We start from the raw sequence: 17392 nt of genomic DNA on the forward strand, positions 1-17392 counted from the left end.
TCAAATCCTAGATCGTTTTAAAGGGATATCTTTGTTTTTAATCATTAGGAGGGGTAAAATGGAAGAATTTGAATTGTCTCCTGCGAAAAATTCGTTTCGCCAGCTAAAAGAGCAGTGGGAAGAGGCAGAGCTGTTAGATGAAGATAACAACTTAAATTTAAAGCACGTTTCAGATGAAGAATTTATTCAGCTCTTTTTTTCAATGCGTATTATCAAAAAATCACTTTCTCCTCATACAATCAGATCTTACAATCAAGACATGAAAACGATTCTGTCTTTTTTCTATGAACGAGAGATTACATTAAAATCGATTGGATTTATGGAAGTCAAATTATTTAATGAAGAAATGATGAATCAATATGCCAATCGCACCGCTGCAAGAAAACTAGAATTTTTTAGAAGAATGCTAGAGTTTGGACACGCTACTCATTTTTATCCTTCGCTGTATACGACGTGGATTGAAAAACCATCTATTGCAAAAGGACATTACAGCGACAAGGAAAAACAAAATCGCACCGAGTACCGAGAGCTAACCGACCGGGAAGCCCAGGTGATTGTAAATGCGTTAGAATCAGTCGTGCGCATTCGTCAGTATGAAAAGGAATTCAAAGCGCGCAATCGCTTAATGGGAATGCTTTTATATATGAGCGGAATGCGTTCAAGTGAACTGCTGAGTTTAAATTGGGGAAGCTTCCGCGAAGACCGCCGCGGAAATTTGGTTGTAGATGTGATTGGTAAAGGAAAAAAGGAACGAACGATTCCCGTGTTTGATGATGTGAAAGAAACGCTTTTCACTTACCGGCAAGCGTTAAATGAAAGCACTGAATTAAGTCCTTTTGACACCGAACCGCTTTTTTATTCCATTAAAGAGTACTATCGTACCGGGGAAAAGAAGCGACTGTCCTATACAACGTTGTATCGAACGATTAAATCAGCTGTTTATAAAGTAAAAGGAAACGCGTCTATTTCTCCTCATTGGTTTCGTCACACCTTTATTACAAACAGTTTAGCTAATGACGTTCCGCTTGCGGTTGTGAAGCAAGTAGTAGGGCATTCTTCTATTGCTACAACGAACGTTTATCTTGAAAAACTTCAAGAAGATACGGTATACGACGCGTTTCGAAAATCGGGTTATCGCTAATTACTTATAATATTTTTATGTAAACTAAAAAACATATATTTTCATTTTTCCTGCTTATGCGTATGAAATAAGTTGTATAAATGAATAAGTTACTTTTCCTACAATATAATGATGGTAGAAAGTCGATAAAGGAGGGAGCTACCTATGACGGCTAAACATCCGCTTCACTACCATTTCGGAGAAGTAACGGAGCTTTTTCATTACATATACGAAGTTTGTGAAACAGCAGGTATTTATATTGACTGGAGCGGAACAGCCCAAACCGTTCAGCTATATCGAAGCAAAGAATCTTTTTTATCCGGAGAGCGCTACATTGGAGCGATTCAGTATGAGGGAAGCAATCAGTTTCAAAAAAGATGGCCTTCTACCGTCAGTTTGAGATTTCGACGTGCGAACTTGTCGTTTATTTTAAAATATTGTTTAGAACAAATTGAAGACTACCGCAAAGACACGAACAAAGAACCCTTCATTAATCCAAATGCAGAATCCATCGCGTTTAAATTCACCTCTTTAACAGATGAAACCAAACAAGTGATTTCAAAAATCAAAGAAGTGCTATGCATCGCCAACTACGTGTAAAACCCCGCAGAATGTTAGCTGTGGGGTTTTGGGTATTTAACGCAGGTCTTCTGCGTCTTGAAGCAATTGTTCGGCGCGGTGTTCAAGTTTTTGTAAGGTTTCGGTATAAATTTTCACCTGCTGCTCGTTTAATTCGGACGTTAATTCGAAAAATACCTGCTCCACAGCAGGCGTTACTTCTGTTTTTAACCGCAGGCCGTCTTCTGTTATTTGAATAAAAAACGAGCGGCGATCTTCTGGATTTCTGATACGCTGAATCCAATTTTGTTTTTCTAGTAAATCTAAAATTTTAGTCAGCGTCGCTTGATCTTTATCCGCTCGTTCAGCTAATTGTTTCTGCGTACTATATTCAGCTTCTGATACGCGTTTTAAAACGGTCCACTGTTCTGGTGTAATCCCAAAAGGGCGCAAGCGTGCGGCAACTACTCTGCTTAAGCGCTTACTTGTACGAACGGTGGGAATGCCGAACATTTCTTCTAACGATTCCATATAAAACCTCCTGCATACATACATGCTGTGATTATATCAGCTGTTTTTATTTCTGTAAATTTGTTTGTAAAGAGGATGCTTAATAAAAATAAATTTACAGAATAAATCGCAAATACACTAGACTTATTGTGTGTATCCTTGTAATCTAGTGTAAGAATAGTTAAACTTTTTCAAAAACAGTAGGGGGTACACACATCCATGATTAAAGCGGTATTTTTCGACTTAGACGACACGCTACTTTGGGACCAAAAAAGCGTAAAAGAAGCATTCGTTGCAACCTGTACATATGCAAGTGAGAAATATAATTTAAAACCTGAAGAACTAGAAGAAGCGGTGCGTAAGGAAGCAAGAGAATTATATGCTTCGTATGAAACCTATGAGTTTACGCAAATGATTGGCATTAATCCATTTGAAGGATTATGGGGGAATTTTTTAGACGATCATGATGAATTCCGCAAAATGAAAGATATTGTTCCTACTTATCGCAAAGAAGCTTGGACTCGAGGCCTTCGTACCCTAGGAATTCACGATGATGCTTTTGGAGCAGAGCTAGCCGAGCGTTTTCCGTTAGAGCGCCGCAAAACACCGTTTGTATACGAAGAAACGTTTGAAGTGCTTGATCAATTAAAAGGAAAGTACAAGCTGCTGCTGTTAACAAACGGTTCACCTGACTTACAAAATACCAAATTGGATATTACATCAGAACTAGTTCCATATTTTGATGAGATTGTGATTTCAGGTGCATTTGGCCGCGGTAAACCTGATCCATCTATTTTCGACCATGCTTTATCACTTATGGATTTAAAGAAAGATGAAGCGATTATGGTTGGAGATAATTTAATGACAGATATACTGGGTTCTTCTCGCGTAGGAATGAAATCTGTATGGATTAATCGTCACGATAAAGAGCGAAATGAAGTCATTCCTACTTATGAAATTACCCATTTAAGTGAACTGCATTCAATTTTAGATGAACTAAATTCATAATACGAACAAACAAAAAAAGAGGCGGAAATCGTCTCTTTTTTGTTGTGAAAATAAGCACAGCAGTCTTTGCAGGTCCTATATCCGTTCCAAATCTCACTGATCTCATTCACGTTGTACCAATCTTATCCTTGATTACCAGGTAAATACCATGTAGCATAGTATATAGACTAGTCATTGGAGGAATAACATGAAGAAAATAGTTACCAGAAGCCTTGTAGCGGCTGTTTTGTTCACAAGTCTCGCCGCTTGTGAAGACAAACAAGGCGATACTCACGTCACTTACAAAACCCCTCAACCTAAACATGCCCCGGGAGCAGACACCATTTCAGCAACAGATGAAACGATGGCCCCTGTAAGTCGGGTAGCTCAAGAAGATGAAACCGATGATCGATTAGCATTTGGAGAACGATCAAAACACGGTCAATATTATGTGTTCACAACGGATGCGCAATTTTATCCTGTTAAAGGAGCTAAACAAGTAAACACCCAGTACATTGTCGTATCCGTTCAGTTTCAGCGAACACCTAATGAACATTCGGCTGTAGTATTAAACGACACAACGTTTACATTACAAGACACAGCAACTTATCAAACCTACGAACCGTCTGATGGAGGAAATTTATCGACAGAAACCCCGCACACCCTGTGGACAGCTTTTTCATCACCGTCACTATCTGACGATGAACCACTTAACCTCGATGTTGCATTTAAAATTCCAAAAAAGGCCAACCATACGTATAACCTGTTAATTACACAGCAATCAGAACGAGCAGATGTGTTTAAGTTTGAAGAAGCCAAACAAGATTATTAATTACATACAGAAAAAGACGCCTATCTTTTGTTGTATAGAAAAAGAAGGCGTTTTTTTGTAAAACTATCTTGTTTCTCATAGAAAGAGCAAACGATAGACATAAAAAGAAAAAGAGAATAGACATAAAACGCGTTAGTGTAGTCAAGTTCAAAAAGAACGTGTATCATTGTAACTGCTGGTACCAAAAGATAGACATAAAATATAAATAAAAAAGTTATGAGAAAGGAAAAGGTGCGTACATCACGTTAAAGACATATGAACCATAAACATACAAAAACAACTACTGAATTTAGTAATAAAAAAATAAACATGCATTTAAATAGAAAGCTATCAGCCGCCATTATAGCTGCGTTTCTTTTTACTTTACTTTTTTGTTTTATGCCAGGTATAAAAGAATCAATTCCCAATTTTTCTATTAAAAAAACCAGTCCGAATTTCATTGATTTATTTCCTTTATACCTTTTATTTTTTACACCCTTCTTTTTAATAATGGGGACGTTAGGCACGGTTATCGTTGATTTATTAGTCAGTGCTTTTGTAAAAGACCGTAGTAAAAAAATTGATTTTATCATGTCATTCATATTTCACGCCATTTTTGGGTTATTAATGTTTGAATTCGGAATGCTGGGCGTCATTCTTATTTTTATTGTGGATCGCCTTCTTTCAATCCGTAAAGAAAACTATTCTTATTTATATCCACTGGGTTGCTTAGTACTGTCGGCCATTATTGGAACTCTCGTCTACTTCATTTTTACTATCGTTTAATAAAATATAATAAAAAAGAGACCCAATTGTTAGACTATATCTAACTTTTTAGGGTCTCTTTTTTTTCTTGAAAGTTTGATTTATTTACTATGCGAACGTTTGGTAAATCAAAAAGATATTTAAACAAATAACTAATGCTGCTATCACCCAAGCTACAGCCGTTGTAGCTTTATGATTAACCAATCCGCCCATGATTTTTTTGTTGCTTGTAAACATGATAAGAGGAACGAGCGCAAATGCAATTCCGAACGATAAAATAACTTGACTGACAACTAGTGCACTTGTTGGATTTACGCCAAACCCAATAATCAAAAGCGGTGGAATAATTGTAATGAACCGGCGAAGATATAAAGGAATTCTGCGTTTAATAAATCCTTGCATGATGACATCTCCAGACATTGTTCCGACCGAAGAACTTGAAAGTCCTGAAGATAATAATCCAACTCCGAAAGCAATAGCTGCAAAGGGACCAATTAAATGTTCAAATTGTGTAAAAGCCACGTCCAAATCTTGCACGTTTAGTCCGTTTTTAAAGAATAGAGCGGCTGCGACAATCAGCATGCTTGCATTAATTGCACCAGCGATAATCATGGCAATCACAATATCAATAAATTCAAAGCGGAAAATCGCTTTTTTCTCCGATTCTGTAGTTCCTACCACGCGGCGCTGCGTAAGAGCTGAGTGCAAATAAATTGCGTGTGGCATAACTGTAGCACCTAAAATCCCAGAAGCTAACAGCACGCTGTTTGTCCCGTGAAACTGAGGGACAAATAAGCCGTGGACAACACTTGCACCGTCTGGATGCGCAAGAAACATTTGAGTCCCAAAAGCTAATACCACAATAAAAACCATCGCCGCAATCGCTGCTTCTAGCAGTCGAACACCTCGTCTTTGTAACTCTAAAATAGCAAAAGAGCCTACCGCTGCGATAAGTGCAGCTGGGAACAAAGGAATATGAAATAATAAATAAATTCCAAGAGCAGCCCCGATAAATTCTGCTAAATCCGTCGCCATAATGACCAATTCCCCTTGTATCCAAAGCCCAAAAGAAACGAAGGACGGAAAGTGTTCCTGTGCTATCTCGGGTAAATTCAAGCCCGTTGCAATCCCTAATTTAGCTGATAACGATTGAATTAAGACAGCCATTAAGTTAGAAATTAATACAACCCAAAGCAGCATGTATCCGTATTGAGAGCCTGCTGCAATGTTAGTAGCAAAATTACCTGGATCAATATAAGCAACCGCTGCGATAAAAGCAGGCCCTAAGAAAGGTAATAATCGCTTAATTCCTTTTGTTTTACCCGACAATACGTCTTGAGCACTTAGCTGCATAGCTGATAATGCTTTACTGCCGTTTTGATCTTTCATGTCTAGTGCTCCTTTCTTTGATGAACAATAAATAGCCCAAGCTAATTTTTTTATATGAAGTATAAAATGTTTCCTTAATGCAAATTATATGCTAGCAAAGGTTCTTTTGACAATAAAAAAGTTTAGCGAAAAATATAGATCATCTTCAGCTGTTTTTTATCCCGTTTGGCACAATTCTTTAAATGCACAGCCGTGACAGGAGGCAGGCGTATCTGTTTGAGGGAAATGCTCAAGCGGAAGCGGCTGATTTACCTCTGAGTCTTCCAAAAACGTTTTCATATAATCAATGCTTGCATCAACTTGCTGAAGAACAGCTTCAATTTCGTGAAGAGTAAGCTGATACGTACGCGCACTGCCTGAAAGCAAGTATTCGTTCCGGACTTTTATCTGATCCACGGAAATATTATATTCGGCTAGCACATAGAGGGCGTATATCGCCAGTTGAAACAAATCATCTTTTGTTTGTTTACTTGTTTTCCAATCAACAATCGTAAATTCGTCTGTGACTGGATTTTTAAAAAGAGAATGAAAAGGCGCATATACTTTATGATCATACACATTTATAGAACGAAACGACTGATGGGGCTCCACTTCTAAAAAAGGTGAAGATACGATGTCGCCAAACGATTTACTTTGTAAAAAGTGATGTACACAAATGTGTACCCGTTTTTGCATGTCTTTAAGATCTTTTTTAGAAATATAGCCGTTTTCGTAGAATTCTAAAAGCATCTTATACTGAGCGGGCTTATGATACCAAAGCTCTCCATAGTCAGTAGAATCACGCAGTGCGTTATTTAGTAGCTGCTGCGCTTTCTCCGTTAAGCTCTGTTCATCTGGAACAATCTGTGTAGAGGTATAGTCAGAAATGGCCTCTGTAATCACTTGACGAACGGCTTGTCCGGCGTACATAGATAAAGTGGAAACCTTTTTTAGACGATAAGCGCTCTGAGACTGAGCAGAAGCGCTGTCAAGCCATCCGTTATGTGAGACATAATAATGATAGGCATACTTTCGTTTGCACGCTGCGACCATTTTATGTCTGGAGTACGACCATGAAAATTCAGGGAAATCAGTGATTTGAAACAAGCTATTCACATCCTTTTTCAAAAACTGCGCATAGGTTGGTCTATTAGTATATTCGTACATGAGTTAAAATAGACTAAAAATGTAGAGAGTGAATAGCTACGCATGCATATTATTTTGTGGATTCTCGTGAAATATGTATAAATAGAAAAAACTATTTAAAAATTGATTGCTTTTTTCTGTGGCGGATGTTATATTAATAAAGCGATGAGCTAATTTGTGTAAGTCGAAGGACATGCTTTCGAGCTAAACGTGTGAATGTGGTCACACGGTCCCCGCCACAAACGCATCAAAGACGTCCTGCGTGGACGTCTTTTTCATTTTATAAAAAAGAGAGCGCTAGCGCTCTCTTTTTTTTGTGGGATTATTTTCTGGAAGAGTTAAGGACTTTTATTTGAATGCTTTCACTATGTTTTTAATACTTCTTTTTTATTCCACACATCGTTTCCTGCTTGCAACAAGAGTTTTCTTATCCGATTTTCTCGACCAAACGTAAATATATATAAAACTTACTGTATTTGCACATTTGCCGCATATTGCATTGTTCCTCTTGTAGAGTTAATCGCAATATCAACAACGTACAAACCTTGATTTTTAGGAACCTTAAATTCATTATTTTTGACAAACAGCTTGGTTTTTTCACCGTTATCTCTCCATATATGCACACTCACACTACGAATATAAGCACCGTCTAAGTTCGAAAAATGGAGCTTAACTGATTGTTGCTGCTGCAATGGGATACTTTTTTGCTGCGATATGTATGTATATAAATCATATACGTTTATTTCTTTTTTTGTTGTTGAACGGCCGTTTGACCAGTTAATAGAACCTTTGTGAAGGTGATAGGTATGTTCGTTGACCGCAAGCGCAGCTTCAGGTTTGTTTTGATCGTATTCTTCCTCTAGAAAGAAAGCACTGTTCTTAAGTAAAAGTAAGAAGAACACTATAACAGCTCCTAGACCGCTTAAGACATATACACCACATTTTGCGGGTTGTACTTTCATAATAATTTCCTTTCACAGACCAATAATTAAGGAGGATAGGCACATAAAATTTCCACTTTTTCTATTCTAAACGATTACAAGTGAAATTACATTTATTGCTTTCTTTCTTCACAAAAAACAGGATAATAGTCATACGTTTTCTATAAAAGGTCTCCTTAGATCAAAATCAAACCTATAGAAAAGGAAGATAAATGGAAATTAAAAGAGGAAATCTAAAGAATTTACAGAAGTTGATAAGTGATTTAAAATTATACAAAGGAAAAAAGCATTTCAAAAAAAGGAGATTAGTAGGTTTTTTGTTCTACCTCCACTTCTTAAAAAGTCGTATTTTTCGTAAGAAACTGTAAAGCTATATTTTATAAAGGTGAACCAATACATATACAAACAAAAGGGACACAGAAAAAGGGGGATCAGCATGGAAATTAGAGAACTAGAATTACATGATGCTGCAAACTTTGTAGATTTGCTTAAACAGATTGAAGAAGAAAGTAAGTTTATGCTGTTTGAAAGCGGAGAGCGAAAGCTGAGTACAGATCAGCAGGAGAAAAACATCGAAATCTTTAAGCAACAGCCAAACTCTACGATTATTGTCGCAGAAGAAAGCGAGATGCTTGTGGGATATATAGCTGCAACAGGGGGGGAAGCTAACCGAAACGCTCACATCGCTTCTTTGACATTAGGCATTCGAAAGACGTTTCAAAATAAAGGGATTGGGACGGCTTTAATCGGTGCACTTGAAGAATGGGCGAGAGAACACCATATTCATCGTCTTGAACTTACAGTCGCTATACAGCATGAAAAGGCTCTTTCTTTATATGACAAAGTAGGATTCGAAATTGAAGGAACAAAAAAACATTCACTGCGAATTGGCGGTTTGTTCATTGATGAGTACTATATGTCTAAATTGCTGAACTAAAAAAGAAACGACGTTTAAAGACGCCGTTTCTTTTTTTTAACTTCCTCTATAAATTTGGTATCCCCACGGTGACACAAGCAAAGGGACGTGATAATGTTCTTGTTCAGAAGACAATCCGACTCGAACAGAAACTTGATTTAAAAAGGGCGGATTTGTTGTTTGGACCTCTTGTTTTTTATAATATTCCCCAATATGAAACAGAAGTTCGTAATCTCCTGATTCAAACTCTTCAGAAGAGAAGAGCGGAGTTACTAACCTCCCGTCTTCATTTGTAGTACCGTGTGAAATTTTTATTCGTTTACTTTCCGACTGAATATGATAAAAATCAACTTTGACAAAAGCAGCCGGACATCCGTGGGTAAGATCTAAAATATGCGTTGTGATTTTAGTCATGCTCGTTTCTTTGTCTCCTTATCTTCGGTGATTTTATCAGTTAAGCGAAAGAAAGCAATTTTATATACTTCTTCTAATGCTGTATCAAACTCCGTTTGCTCGGTATTTAGTAAACGACTTTGCATTGCCTCGTAGATATCTTCTTTTTGTTTACCTCGTACTGCTAAAATAAAAGGAAACGGAAACTTCTCCATATACGTTCTATTAAGAGAAGAAAACTGTTCATACTCATCTTGCGTTAAGTTTTGTAAGCCTGCTTTGGTTTGTTCTTCAGTAGAAGCAGATGTCATGGCAATATTTTCACCTAGATTTGGGTGAGCTTGCAGCAGCTTCAGCTGTTTTTCTACAGACGCTTGCGCTACAATTTTTTTCATCATGCCATGAAGTTGTTCAACGGAAGAGAAAGGGCCTTTAGAGTAAGCCTCTTCTGCAACCCAAGGTGAATGCTCAAATATATCACCAACTAGTGAAACAAAATGCTGCTTGCTAAGCTGATTTACATACTGCACAGATACGTTATTCATACTACACCACCTTTATTTTATTTCTGAATAATCTGTCTTCTCCAAAGAGACAGAAGGTACTTTTCGTTCAATTGATGCGTTAAAAAAGAGATTTAATAAAATGGCAGCTAAACTTCCCGTAATAACCCCATCACTTACAATCACGCGCAAAGCACTTGGGAGCTGAGTGAATAAATCAGGCACTACCGTTACGCCAAGGCCGAGTGAAAGAGAGCATGCGATAATCAGCAAATTTTCTTGTTTGGACAAATCAACAGCACTTAGCATTTTGATGCCTGATGAAATAACTAAACCAAACAACACAACCATTGCTCCTCCTAAAACAGGGGTGGGAATAATGGTTGTAAAAGCAGCTATTTTCGGAACAATCCCCAGTAATACGAGAATGAAGCCGGCTACTACCACTACATTTTTTGTTTTTACTTTCGATAATTGAACCAGTCCTACATTCTGAGCGAATGTATTGTAAGGGAAAGCGTTAAATAGCCCTCCAAGGACAATGGCAATTCCTTCTGCACGGTAGCCTTTTGTAAAATCCTTTTCCGTTAATTCCCGATCACACAGCTTTCCTAACGCTAAAAATACGCCTGTAGACTCAATAATAATGACCAAGCATACGAGAATCATTGTTAAAATAGGGCCGATTTCAAAAGTGGGCATCCCAAAATAAAAAGGAGCGGGAACGTGCAGCCAAGAAGCTTCATTAAAATTAGTAAAATCAACTTTTCCCATCAATACAGCGGCTATTGTTCCGGCTACAATTCCAATCAACACAGAAAGAGAACGAAGAAAACCGCTGAAAAATCGATTTAAAATTAAAATAAGCGCTACAACACCAAAAGAAAGAAGAAGATTAGAAAGAGAACCAAAATCTTTGCTTCCCACTCCTCCTGCCATATTTCGGACAGCGGATGGTACAAGCGATAAACCAATCATCGTCACAACTGTTCCGGTGACAACGGGAGGGAAAAATTTAATAATTTTGCCTAAAAAACTTGCTGCCAGGACGATGAAAATACCACCGGCAATAATCGCTCCGTAAACAGCGCTAATTCCATACTGAGTTCCAATTGCAATCATAGGAGTCACCGCTACAAATGAGCTTCCGAGTACAACAGGAAGACCAATCCCAAACCACCTGTTCGTCCATGCCTGCAGCAGCGTAGCTAGTCCGCATGTTAGTAAATCAATAGCTACGAGATAGGCTAAGTCATGCGCATTCAGGTTTAAGGCGCGTCCCACCATCAGCGGAACGAGAATGGCACCCGCATACATAGCAAGTACGTGCTGTAATCCCAATGAAGCTAGTCGAAACGGTCGATTTTGGTTATTCACCTAAAAACCTCCTTTAATTATATCGCATGTAATGTTAATAAATATTACATTTATAATGATACATTAATAGTAAAATGTTTTTTAAGGGATGTCATTAGTCAAGTTGACCAAAAACAGAGGTTTCAATATCTACTTTTTTACAATATATAGAGAAGCAGGTAAGCTATTGTGTAAAAAGATGTTACATTTATTTTTTAGTACCAGATATTAATATCAAGTGATATAATTTTGTATATATTTTCAAATAATAGAGGGAAGAGGAAATGTTTATGTATAATCTTGCGGCTCACGTATGTAAATTTTTATTAAAAAGAAGAGGGAAGCTTTACATAAGGAATAAAGAGTCTTTACCAACAGACACGGGCTTTGTGATCGCTTGTTCGCATAAGGGATGGGTAGACGTTGTAGCGCTTGGTGCGGCTGTTTTGCCTTACCAAATTCATTTTATGGCAAAAAAGGAGCTTTTTAATCATATACTCACTAGTAATGTATTAAAAAAACTCAACGCATTCCCAGTAGATCGTAACACCCCGGGACCCAGCAGCATTAAAACACCTATTAAATTAGCAAAACAAGGACATATCGTCGGGATTTTCCCTAGCGGCACGCGAACAGAGGAAGACGTTCCTCTGAAAAGAGGGGCAGTCACTATAGCGAGCATGGCAAAGGTTCCTATTGTACCCGCAGTGTACAAAGGACCTGCAAATGTAAAAGAACTATTTTCGAAGGATCCTATTGTTATCTCCTTTGGAAAACCTATCTACCTTGGGGAAGATAAACTGACAAAGGATCGCCTTGAGGACGTGTCAAACCATTTAACAGCTTCAATTCGTGCGTTAGAGGAAACAGCAAGATAACTTCATAGCGGAGGTGCACCATGAAGGATTGGGTACAGAGAAAGCTAAACGATGTAATTAGTGATGATGTGCAGGCAAAAATGAAAGAAAAGATGGCTGAAAGCGGGGTAACCGTTCCTATATCCGCTTCTATGCTCATGCGAATTTTTCAAAAGCAAATGACAAAGCAAGATCAAATTCAGCAATTTTCTATTTCATTTCAAGACTCCTATATTCACGTGAATGGAATTATTAAAAAATTTCTGGTGAGAATTCCATTTTCCATTGTGCTAGAACCTCTTGAGGCAAAAGAACGTACGCTTCTATTCAAAATCCATGAAATGAAACCTCTTAATCAAAATTGGATCAACTATCGAATTTTTCACAAGCCGCCTGTTACTACGTATGAAGAAAAACAAATTCATATCAATCTCAATGAAATTGATAAAGTGAAGGTCATTCCAGTGGGGAAAATCAAACAATTTTCAATACAAGATGAAAAGCTTCGAGTGAAAATTGGTTTATAAATAGTTGTAAATAAAATGTAGAAATAGTTTTTTTAGAAAGAAAACCTTTTCAATTCAGCACTTAATTCGATTAGGTGCTATTTCTTTATAATTTTCATAAAATTTTTAGAATTTTTCGTCTCTAACTATTGTGACACGCTTCCCTAAAGTTGTACAATGTAACTTATATAGAGGTTTAAGCGAAAAACCCGTAAATATAAAGAGCAAGGAGAAACAACTATGACAACTTATTCAATCGATGTAACACTAAGTCAAACAAAAAAAGAAAAGCCGCAATCTGATCAATTGCAATTCGGGAAAATCTTCACGGACCATATGTTCATTATGGATTATACAGAAGGCCAAGGATGGCACGATGCTCGTATTGTACCTTATCAACCTATCACATTAGATCCGGCATCCATGATCTTTCATTACGGGCAGTCTGTTTTTGAAGGACTAAAAGCATATGTAACAAAAAAAGAGCAAGTATTATTATTTAGACCAGATGAGAACTTCAAACGTTTAAATAAATCAAACGATCGTCTTTGTATTCCTCATGTTGATGAAGACTTAGCGCTAGAAGCGTTAAAGCAGCTGATTAAAATTGACCGCGAATGGATTCCTACTGCTGAAGGGACATCACTATACATTCGCCCGTTTGTCATCGCAACAGAGCCTTACTTAGGCGTAGCGCCATCTGACCGCTATCAATTTATCATTATTCTTTCTCCAGTTGGTTCATATTACAAAGAAGGGATTGCTCCTGTAAAAATTGCGGTTGAAAGTGAATTTGTTCGTGCTGTAGCCGGAGGGACAGGAACGGCTAAAACAGGCGGAAACTATGCTTCAAGCTTAAAAGCTCAGCAGCTTTCTGACTCAAAAGGCTATTCACAAGTACTGTGGTTAGACGGAGTTGAACGCAAGTACATTGAAGAAGTAGGAAGCATGAATATTTTCTTCAAAATCGATGGAGAAGTAGTAACGCCATCTGTGAACGGAAGCATTTTGGAAGGAATTACGCGTAAATCTATCATTGAGCTGCTAAAACACTGGGATATGCCTGTAACTGAGCGCCGTATTTCTATGGAAGAAATTAAGCAAGCTTATTCCGAAGGCAAACTAGAAGAGGCATTTGGAACAGGTACAGCTGCAGTTATTTCTCCAATTGGCGAACTATTTTGGAATAACGAGAAAATGGTCATTAACGATGGAAACACGGGAGAAGTATCACAAAAACTGTATGACACTCTAACAGGTATTCAAAATGGTACAGTGGAAGATCCATTCGGCTGGGCAGTGGAAGTAGAATAAATTTCGGTAATCGAATATCTTTTTACGTAAAAGAAGCGGGACAGCTCCCGCTTCTTTTTTTGTTTGTTGCCGAATAGTTCAAAAGAAACAAGTTATTTTTTGAATATTTAGAACTATTTATATACTTTTATTGTAAAATAAAATATAATTATCCTTATATAAGCAATACTTTGTCTTTATTGAAATTCATAGCATTACTTATTCGTTATAAGGGGGAGAACAAAATGCTTTTTTTATCACATGATGAAAAAATTAAACAGCTGGCTTCACACTTAGCTGAACGACTCGAAAGAGAATTAAACCAAGAAACCTCAGATGAACAAATGCACGTGCTCATCGGTTATTTATTTGCTTCTCATTTAATCGAGCACCGTCCTACGGGTTATTACGTAAGGTCTCAATACCCTGAGCAGCTAAAAGATTTATATGAAACTTTACACGTCCACCAATAAATTATCTCTTCCTCTTTTGTCCTATATCGTGTAGAATTTTAGAAAATATATGATTTTCTAGTTGATGGCAGAGCTAGGACATAGCGTGGTGTGGCATTTACCTTTAAATGATTAAGTAATGGCTTTAGAGGTGAATAATGTTAGCGCAGATCAAAGAAATGAGTTTAGATAAAAATCGTCGTAATCCACATTACCGCGTATTGTTGCAGTGTCCAGACGGGAGTGAACTATTCATTCACTTTAATTATACATACCGATCAAAAACATATTGGTCAAGAGATGTATATTACAACAATGTTCATAAAAAATCTCAGCTTGCTTGGTATACTCAAAGCGTAGAGGAAATGACTGCTCAGCAGTTTCTTGAAGAGCTAGGAGCTAAAGTAAATGAACATTTCAACTTTACACTGCGACGATAACCTAAAAAAGCGCCCTTTAACAAGGGGGCTTTTTTGGTTATCTTATATAAACAAGGACAAAATAATACATTTTCTCTTTAATAATAGTCACTGCTTCCTTACTTTTTCTTTATCAAAAGTGGCAAGATACTGCGTTTAAGTTAGCTATCAAGTGATGAAGAGACGGGTTGTGTTTTATCGCTAACTTTTATATAATGAGCGTATAAAACCCTCTATTTATATCGGAAATAGAGGTGTTTTTACTATGAAAAAGATACAAAATGGCAAAATATCTGCGGATGAACATCATTTTTCGCAAAAAAATTAAAATAATGTAAAAGTTTATGTTAAAATGGCAATGTTGCGTGAACGAATTAACTAACTTTACGCAAGAATGCTATTTACATACGTAAGAAGGAGAGAGATTTAAGATGGCAAAGACGTTAATTTTTGGGCATAAAAATCCTGACACAGATACAATCTGTTCTGCAATTGCATACGCTGATTTAAAGAATAAATTAGGTGTAGACGCTGAACCAATTCGATTAGGCGATATTAACGGTGAAACGCAATTTGCTCTTGAAAAGTTCAACGCTGAACTACCACGTTTCGTTGATGAAGTATCTAAAGAAACAAATGAAGTTATTTTGGTGGACCACAACGAACGTCAGCAAAGTGCAAACGATATTGATCAAGTTCGTGTGCTTGAAGTAATTGATCATCACCGTATTGCTAACTTTGAAACAGCAGATCCTTTATACTATCGTGCAGAGCCAGTGGGATGTACGGCAACGATCTTAAACAAGATGTATAAAGAAAACGGCGTAGAAATTGAACCTAACATCGCAGGTCTTATGCTATCAGCTATCATTTCTGATTCTTTATTATTCAAATCACCAACTTGCACAGACCAAGACGTTGCAGCTGCTAAAGAATTAGCGGAAATTGCAGGTGTAGATGCAGAAGAGTACGGATTAGCAATGCTGAAAGCTGGAGCTGACTTAGGCGATAAAACAGCTTCACAATTAATTTCATTAGATGCTAAAGAATTCAGCATGGGTACAAGTAAAGTAGAAATTGCACAAGTGAATGCAATTGATGTAAACGATGTTTTAGTGCGCAAAGTGGAATTGGAAGAAGCTATTACTAAAACAATCGAAGAAAAAGGATTACAATTATTCCTTTTAGTTGTTACAGATATTTTAAACAGCAACTCTACTGCATTAGCACTAGGTTCTGCTGCTTCAAAAGTAGAAGAAGCATACAACGTAACGCTTGAAAACAATACAGCTGTCTTAGAAGGCGTTGTATCACGTAAAAAGCAAGTAGTTCCTGTATTAACATCTGTATTTGCTTAATAAAAAAACGGTTCGTGTCTAAACACGAACCGTTTTTTTGTCCATTTGCACGTCAAGCCAATTTAGTATGTCGTCTATCACTTCATCTTTATTTAATTCATTAAGCAACTCATGACGGCACTGTGTAAAAAAGCGATAGCTTACGTCCTGCAATCCGGCTTTTTTAAAGTCGTTATATACTTTGAGTACCCCTTTTGTATAGCTGCCTACTGGATCATGTTCTCCAGATATTAAATAAACAGGCAGGTTTGATGGTACTAGCTTTATATTAGCTAAGTTAGAGATTTGTTTGATTCCTGTTAATAAGTCATAGAAAAATCCCGCTGTGAAAACTCCTCCGCAGTAAGGGTCATTTACATATAAATCTACAGCCTCATTATCTTGACTTAACCAATCAAAAGGTGTTCGAGCAGGATGAAAGGATTTGTTATACTGTCCAAAAGAAAGTTTATCAAGCAATGGACTAGCAGATCGTAATCCTTTTCTTTTTTTCTCTATTATCGCAGCTAATATGCCGCCCTTCAGTGAAAGGGAAGGAATGCTGCCAGTACCTGAGAGCATCACACCATGAATGTGCTCTGTATTCAATTGAATATATCTTCTCGTTAGAAAAGAACCCATGCTGTGACCGAAAAGAAAGATTGGTAAGCCGGAGTGTTCCGTTGAAATGTGCTTAGTCAGAGCAATCATGTCGTAAACTACGGTGTCAAAACCATTTTCTTCAGCAAAAAAACGCTTTTCTTCATCTTTTAAAGCTGTTTGACCGTGACCGCGGTGGTCATTTCCATATACGATGTAGCCATGTTGAGTTAATACATTAGCAAAGTATTCGTAGCGCCCAATATGTTCGGCCATCCCATGGGCTATTTGGACAACGCCTTTTGCAGAATTGTTTTCAAGATCCCATTTTTGTGCAAATATTTCTTTTTCCTGATGACCTCTGTAGTAAAAGGATTGTTTCATGCTCAGCATCCACCTTCTGCTTTCCTGTAAAATAAGGGATATATGTATATATTATACTAATTTATACAGGTGATTTTACTATTTTGAAATAAAAAATGATTATTTTGTCATAAACCTTTACAAACCTTTGTGTGATTTGTTAAATTAGTATTTATATTAAAAATTATTAA

At 37.2% G+C, this 17392-nt stretch carries 20 protein-coding genes; 12 read left to right on the forward strand and 8 right to left on the reverse strand.

Annotation, left to right across the window (positions count from 1 at the left end; genetic code table 11):
* Nucleotides 1–58 precede the first annotated feature (58 nt).
* Nucleotides 59–1141, forward strand: coding sequence for a tyrosine-type recombinase/integrase (locus ACFX40_RS13535; protein WP_098331757.1), 1083 nt, complete (start codon nucleotides 59–61; stop codon nucleotides 1139–1141).
* 144 nt (nucleotides 1142–1285) lie between these two features.
* Nucleotides 1286–1720 carry a hypothetical protein gene (locus ACFX40_RS13540; RefSeq protein WP_013083346.1) on the forward strand — a complete coding sequence of 145 codons (435 nt, stop codon included), beginning with the start codon at nucleotides 1286–1288 and terminating at the stop codon, nucleotides 1718–1720.
* Nucleotides 1721–1756: 36 nt separating this feature from the next.
* Here the strand turns inward: ACFX40_RS13540 and ACFX40_RS13545 are convergent, their stop codons facing one another.
* Nucleotides 1757–2209 (reverse strand): MarR family winged helix-turn-helix transcriptional regulator, encoded by a 453-nt coding sequence (locus ACFX40_RS13545; RefSeq protein WP_098333091.1) that lies wholly within the window; start codon nucleotides 2207–2209, stop codon nucleotides 1757–1759.
* 198 nt (nucleotides 2210–2407) lie between these two features.
* Between ACFX40_RS13545 and ACFX40_RS13550 the strand changes: the two genes are divergently transcribed.
* The 3 genes from ACFX40_RS13550 to ACFX40_RS13560 all read left to right on the forward strand — a co-directional run bounded on the left by ACFX40_RS13550 (nucleotide 2408) and on the right by ACFX40_RS13560 (nucleotide 4772).
* Nucleotides 2408–3196 (forward strand): HAD family hydrolase, encoded by a 789-nt coding sequence (locus ACFX40_RS13550; protein ID WP_098277915.1) that lies wholly within the window; start codon nucleotides 2408–2410, stop codon nucleotides 3194–3196.
* Between the two features lie 187 nt (nucleotides 3197–3383).
* Nucleotides 3384–4007, forward strand: a complete 624-nt coding sequence (locus tag ACFX40_RS13555) for a hypothetical protein (protein WP_377255228.1) — start codon at nucleotides 3384–3386, stop codon at nucleotides 4005–4007.
* Between the two features lie 255 nt (nucleotides 4008–4262).
* On the forward strand, nucleotides 4263–4772 hold the full coding sequence (locus ACFX40_RS13560) for a hypothetical protein (protein ID WP_098249613.1): 510 nt from the start codon (nucleotides 4263–4265) through the stop codon (nucleotides 4770–4772).
* An 87-nt stretch (nucleotides 4773–4859) separates the two neighbouring features.
* Here the strand turns inward: ACFX40_RS13560 and ACFX40_RS13565 are convergent, their stop codons facing one another.
* The 3 genes from ACFX40_RS13565 to ACFX40_RS13575 form a co-directional block, all read right to left on the reverse strand.
* Complete coding sequence (locus tag ACFX40_RS13565) at nucleotides 4860–6140, reverse strand: Nramp family divalent metal transporter (RefSeq protein ID WP_098331755.1); 1281 nt, start codon at nucleotides 6138–6140, stop codon at nucleotides 4860–4862.
* 156 nt (nucleotides 6141–6296) lie between these two features.
* Complete coding sequence (locus ACFX40_RS13570; protein ID WP_060745529.1) at nucleotides 6297–7226, reverse strand: PD-(D/E)XK nuclease family protein; 930 nt, start codon at nucleotides 7224–7226, stop codon at nucleotides 6297–6299.
* 506 nt (nucleotides 7227–7732) lie between these two features.
* Nucleotides 7733–8227 carry a hypothetical protein gene (locus tag ACFX40_RS13575; protein ID WP_098331754.1) on the reverse strand — a complete coding sequence of 165 codons (495 nt, stop codon included), beginning with the start codon at nucleotides 8225–8227 and terminating at the stop codon, nucleotides 7733–7735.
* A 415-nt stretch (nucleotides 8228–8642) separates the two neighbouring features.
* Between ACFX40_RS13575 and ACFX40_RS13580 the strand changes: the two genes are divergently transcribed.
* Complete coding sequence (locus ACFX40_RS13580) at nucleotides 8643–9143, forward strand: GNAT family N-acetyltransferase (protein WP_028408376.1); 501 nt, start codon at nucleotides 8643–8645, stop codon at nucleotides 9141–9143.
* A 36-nt stretch (nucleotides 9144–9179) separates the two neighbouring features.
* Here ACFX40_RS13580 and uraH read toward each other — a convergent pair whose 3' ends face one another.
* From uraH to ACFX40_RS13595, 3 genes are read right to left on the reverse strand one after another with little or no spacing between them, the layout of a single operon-like run.
* Nucleotides 9180–9536, reverse strand: a complete 357-nt coding sequence (gene uraH, locus ACFX40_RS13585) for a hydroxyisourate hydrolase (RefSeq protein ID WP_028408377.1) — start codon at nucleotides 9534–9536, stop codon at nucleotides 9180–9182.
* Nucleotides 9533–10060, reverse strand: a complete 528-nt coding sequence (uraD, locus tag ACFX40_RS13590; protein ID WP_377255231.1) for a 2-oxo-4-hydroxy-4-carboxy-5-ureidoimidazoline decarboxylase — start codon at nucleotides 10058–10060, stop codon at nucleotides 9533–9535. Before uraD ends, uraH begins: the two co-directional genes overlap by 4 nt.
* A 12-nt stretch (nucleotides 10061–10072) precedes the next feature.
* Nucleotides 10073–11395, reverse strand: coding sequence for a nucleobase:cation symporter-2 family protein (locus ACFX40_RS13595; RefSeq protein WP_098333096.1), 1323 nt, complete (start codon nucleotides 11393–11395; stop codon nucleotides 10073–10075).
* A gap of 269 nt (nucleotides 11396–11664) precedes the next feature.
* Here ACFX40_RS13595 and ACFX40_RS13600 point away from each other — a divergent pair, with 269 nt between their 5' ends.
* The 6 genes from ACFX40_RS13600 (at nucleotide 11665) to ACFX40_RS13625 (ending at nucleotide 16259) form a co-directional block, all read left to right on the forward strand.
* Nucleotides 11665–12252: a lysophospholipid acyltransferase family protein gene (locus ACFX40_RS13600; protein WP_263034148.1), complete on the forward strand. Its 588-nt coding sequence runs from the start codon at nucleotides 11665–11667 to the stop codon at nucleotides 12250–12252.
* Nucleotides 12253–12272: 20 nt separating this feature from the next.
* On the forward strand, nucleotides 12273–12758 hold the full coding sequence (locus tag ACFX40_RS13605) for a hypothetical protein (RefSeq protein ID WP_013057211.1): 486 nt from the start codon (nucleotides 12273–12275) through the stop codon (nucleotides 12756–12758).
* A 219-nt stretch (nucleotides 12759–12977) separates the two neighbouring features.
* Nucleotides 12978–14051: a branched-chain amino acid aminotransferase gene (locus ACFX40_RS13610; RefSeq protein WP_028408381.1), complete on the forward strand. Its 1074-nt coding sequence runs from the start codon at nucleotides 12978–12980 to the stop codon at nucleotides 14049–14051.
* A 224-nt stretch (nucleotides 14052–14275) separates the two neighbouring features.
* Complete coding sequence (locus tag ACFX40_RS13615) at nucleotides 14276–14503, forward strand: hypothetical protein (RefSeq protein ID WP_014459922.1); 228 nt, start codon at nucleotides 14276–14278, stop codon at nucleotides 14501–14503.
* Nucleotides 14504–14640: 137 nt separating this feature from the next.
* Nucleotides 14641–14922: a hypothetical protein gene (locus ACFX40_RS13620; RefSeq protein WP_028408383.1), complete on the forward strand. Its 282-nt coding sequence runs from the start codon at nucleotides 14641–14643 to the stop codon at nucleotides 14920–14922.
* A 410-nt stretch (nucleotides 14923–15332) separates the two neighbouring features.
* Nucleotides 15333–16259: a manganese-dependent inorganic pyrophosphatase gene (locus ACFX40_RS13625; RefSeq protein WP_014459925.1), complete on the forward strand. Its 927-nt coding sequence runs from the start codon at nucleotides 15333–15335 to the stop codon at nucleotides 16257–16259.
* Nucleotides 16260–16277: 18 nt separating this feature from the next.
* On the opposite strand, the gene ACFX40_RS13630 is transcribed toward ACFX40_RS13625, so the two are convergent.
* Nucleotides 16278–17222 (reverse strand): alpha/beta hydrolase, encoded by a 945-nt coding sequence (locus ACFX40_RS13630; protein WP_098333099.1) that lies wholly within the window; start codon nucleotides 17220–17222, stop codon nucleotides 16278–16280.
* Nucleotides 17223–17392: the final 170 nt, after the last annotated feature.

The organism is Priestia sp. YIM B13552 (genome assembly GCF_042787775.1).
Classification (GTDB): Bacteria; Bacillota; Bacilli; order Bacillales; family Bacillaceae_H; genus Priestia; species Priestia megaterium_E.

Excerpts from the sequence above, each read along its gene's own strand:
- uraD (WP_377255231.1), bottom strand. The coding sequence starts at position 10,060 with ATGAATAACGTATCTGTGCAGTATGTAAATCAGCTTAGCAAGCAGCAT.
- ACFX40_RS13605 (WP_013057211.1), top strand. The coding sequence starts at position 12,273 with ATGAAGGATTGGGTACAGAGAAAGCTAAACGATGTAATTAGTGATGAT.
- ACFX40_RS13615 (WP_014459922.1), top strand. The coding sequence starts at position 14,276 with ATGCTTTTTTTATCACATGATGAAAAAATTAAACAGCTGGCTTCACAC.
- ACFX40_RS13560 (WP_098249613.1), top strand. The coding sequence starts at position 4,263 with ATGAACCATAAACATACAAAAACAACTACTGAATTTAGTAATAAAAAA.
- ACFX40_RS13625 (WP_014459925.1), top strand. The coding sequence starts at position 15,333 with ATGGCAAAGACGTTAATTTTTGGGCATAAAAATCCTGACACAGATACA.
- ACFX40_RS13550 (WP_098277915.1), top strand. The coding sequence starts at position 2,408 with ATGATTAAAGCGGTATTTTTCGACTTAGACGACACGCTACTTTGGGAC.
- ACFX40_RS13630 (WP_098333099.1), bottom strand. The coding sequence starts at position 17,222 with ATGAAACAATCCTTTTACTACAGAGGTCATCAGGAAAAAGAAATATTT.
- uraH (WP_028408377.1), bottom strand. The coding sequence starts at position 9,536 with ATGACTAAAATCACAACGCATATTTTAGATCTTACCCACGGATGTCCG.
- ACFX40_RS13555 (WP_377255228.1), top strand. The coding sequence starts at position 3,384 with ATGAAGAAAATAGTTACCAGAAGCCTTGTAGCGGCTGTTTTGTTCACA.
- ACFX40_RS13545 (WP_098333091.1), bottom strand. The coding sequence starts at position 2,209 with ATGGAATCGTTAGAAGAAATGTTCGGCATTCCCACCGTTCGTACAAGT.
- ACFX40_RS13580 (WP_028408376.1), top strand. The coding sequence starts at position 8,643 with ATGGAAATTAGAGAACTAGAATTACATGATGCTGCAAACTTTGTAGAT.
- ACFX40_RS13565 (WP_098331755.1), bottom strand. The coding sequence starts at position 6,140 with ATGAAAGATCAAAACGGCAGTAAAGCATTATCAGCTATGCAGCTAAGT.
- ACFX40_RS13600 (WP_263034148.1), top strand. The coding sequence starts at position 11,665 with ATGTATAATCTTGCGGCTCACGTATGTAAATTTTTATTAAAAAGAAGA.
- ACFX40_RS13540 (WP_013083346.1), top strand. The coding sequence starts at position 1,286 with ATGACGGCTAAACATCCGCTTCACTACCATTTCGGAGAAGTAACGGAG.
- ACFX40_RS13620 (WP_028408383.1), top strand. The coding sequence starts at position 14,641 with ATGTTAGCGCAGATCAAAGAAATGAGTTTAGATAAAAATCGTCGTAAT.
- ACFX40_RS13575 (WP_098331754.1), bottom strand. The coding sequence starts at position 8,227 with ATGAAAGTACAACCCGCAAAATGTGGTGTATATGTCTTAAGCGGTCTA.
- ACFX40_RS13535 (WP_098331757.1), top strand. The coding sequence starts at position 59 with ATGGAAGAATTTGAATTGTCTCCTGCGAAAAATTCGTTTCGCCAGCTA.
- ACFX40_RS13610 (WP_028408381.1), top strand. The coding sequence starts at position 12,978 with ATGACAACTTATTCAATCGATGTAACACTAAGTCAAACAAAAAAAGAA.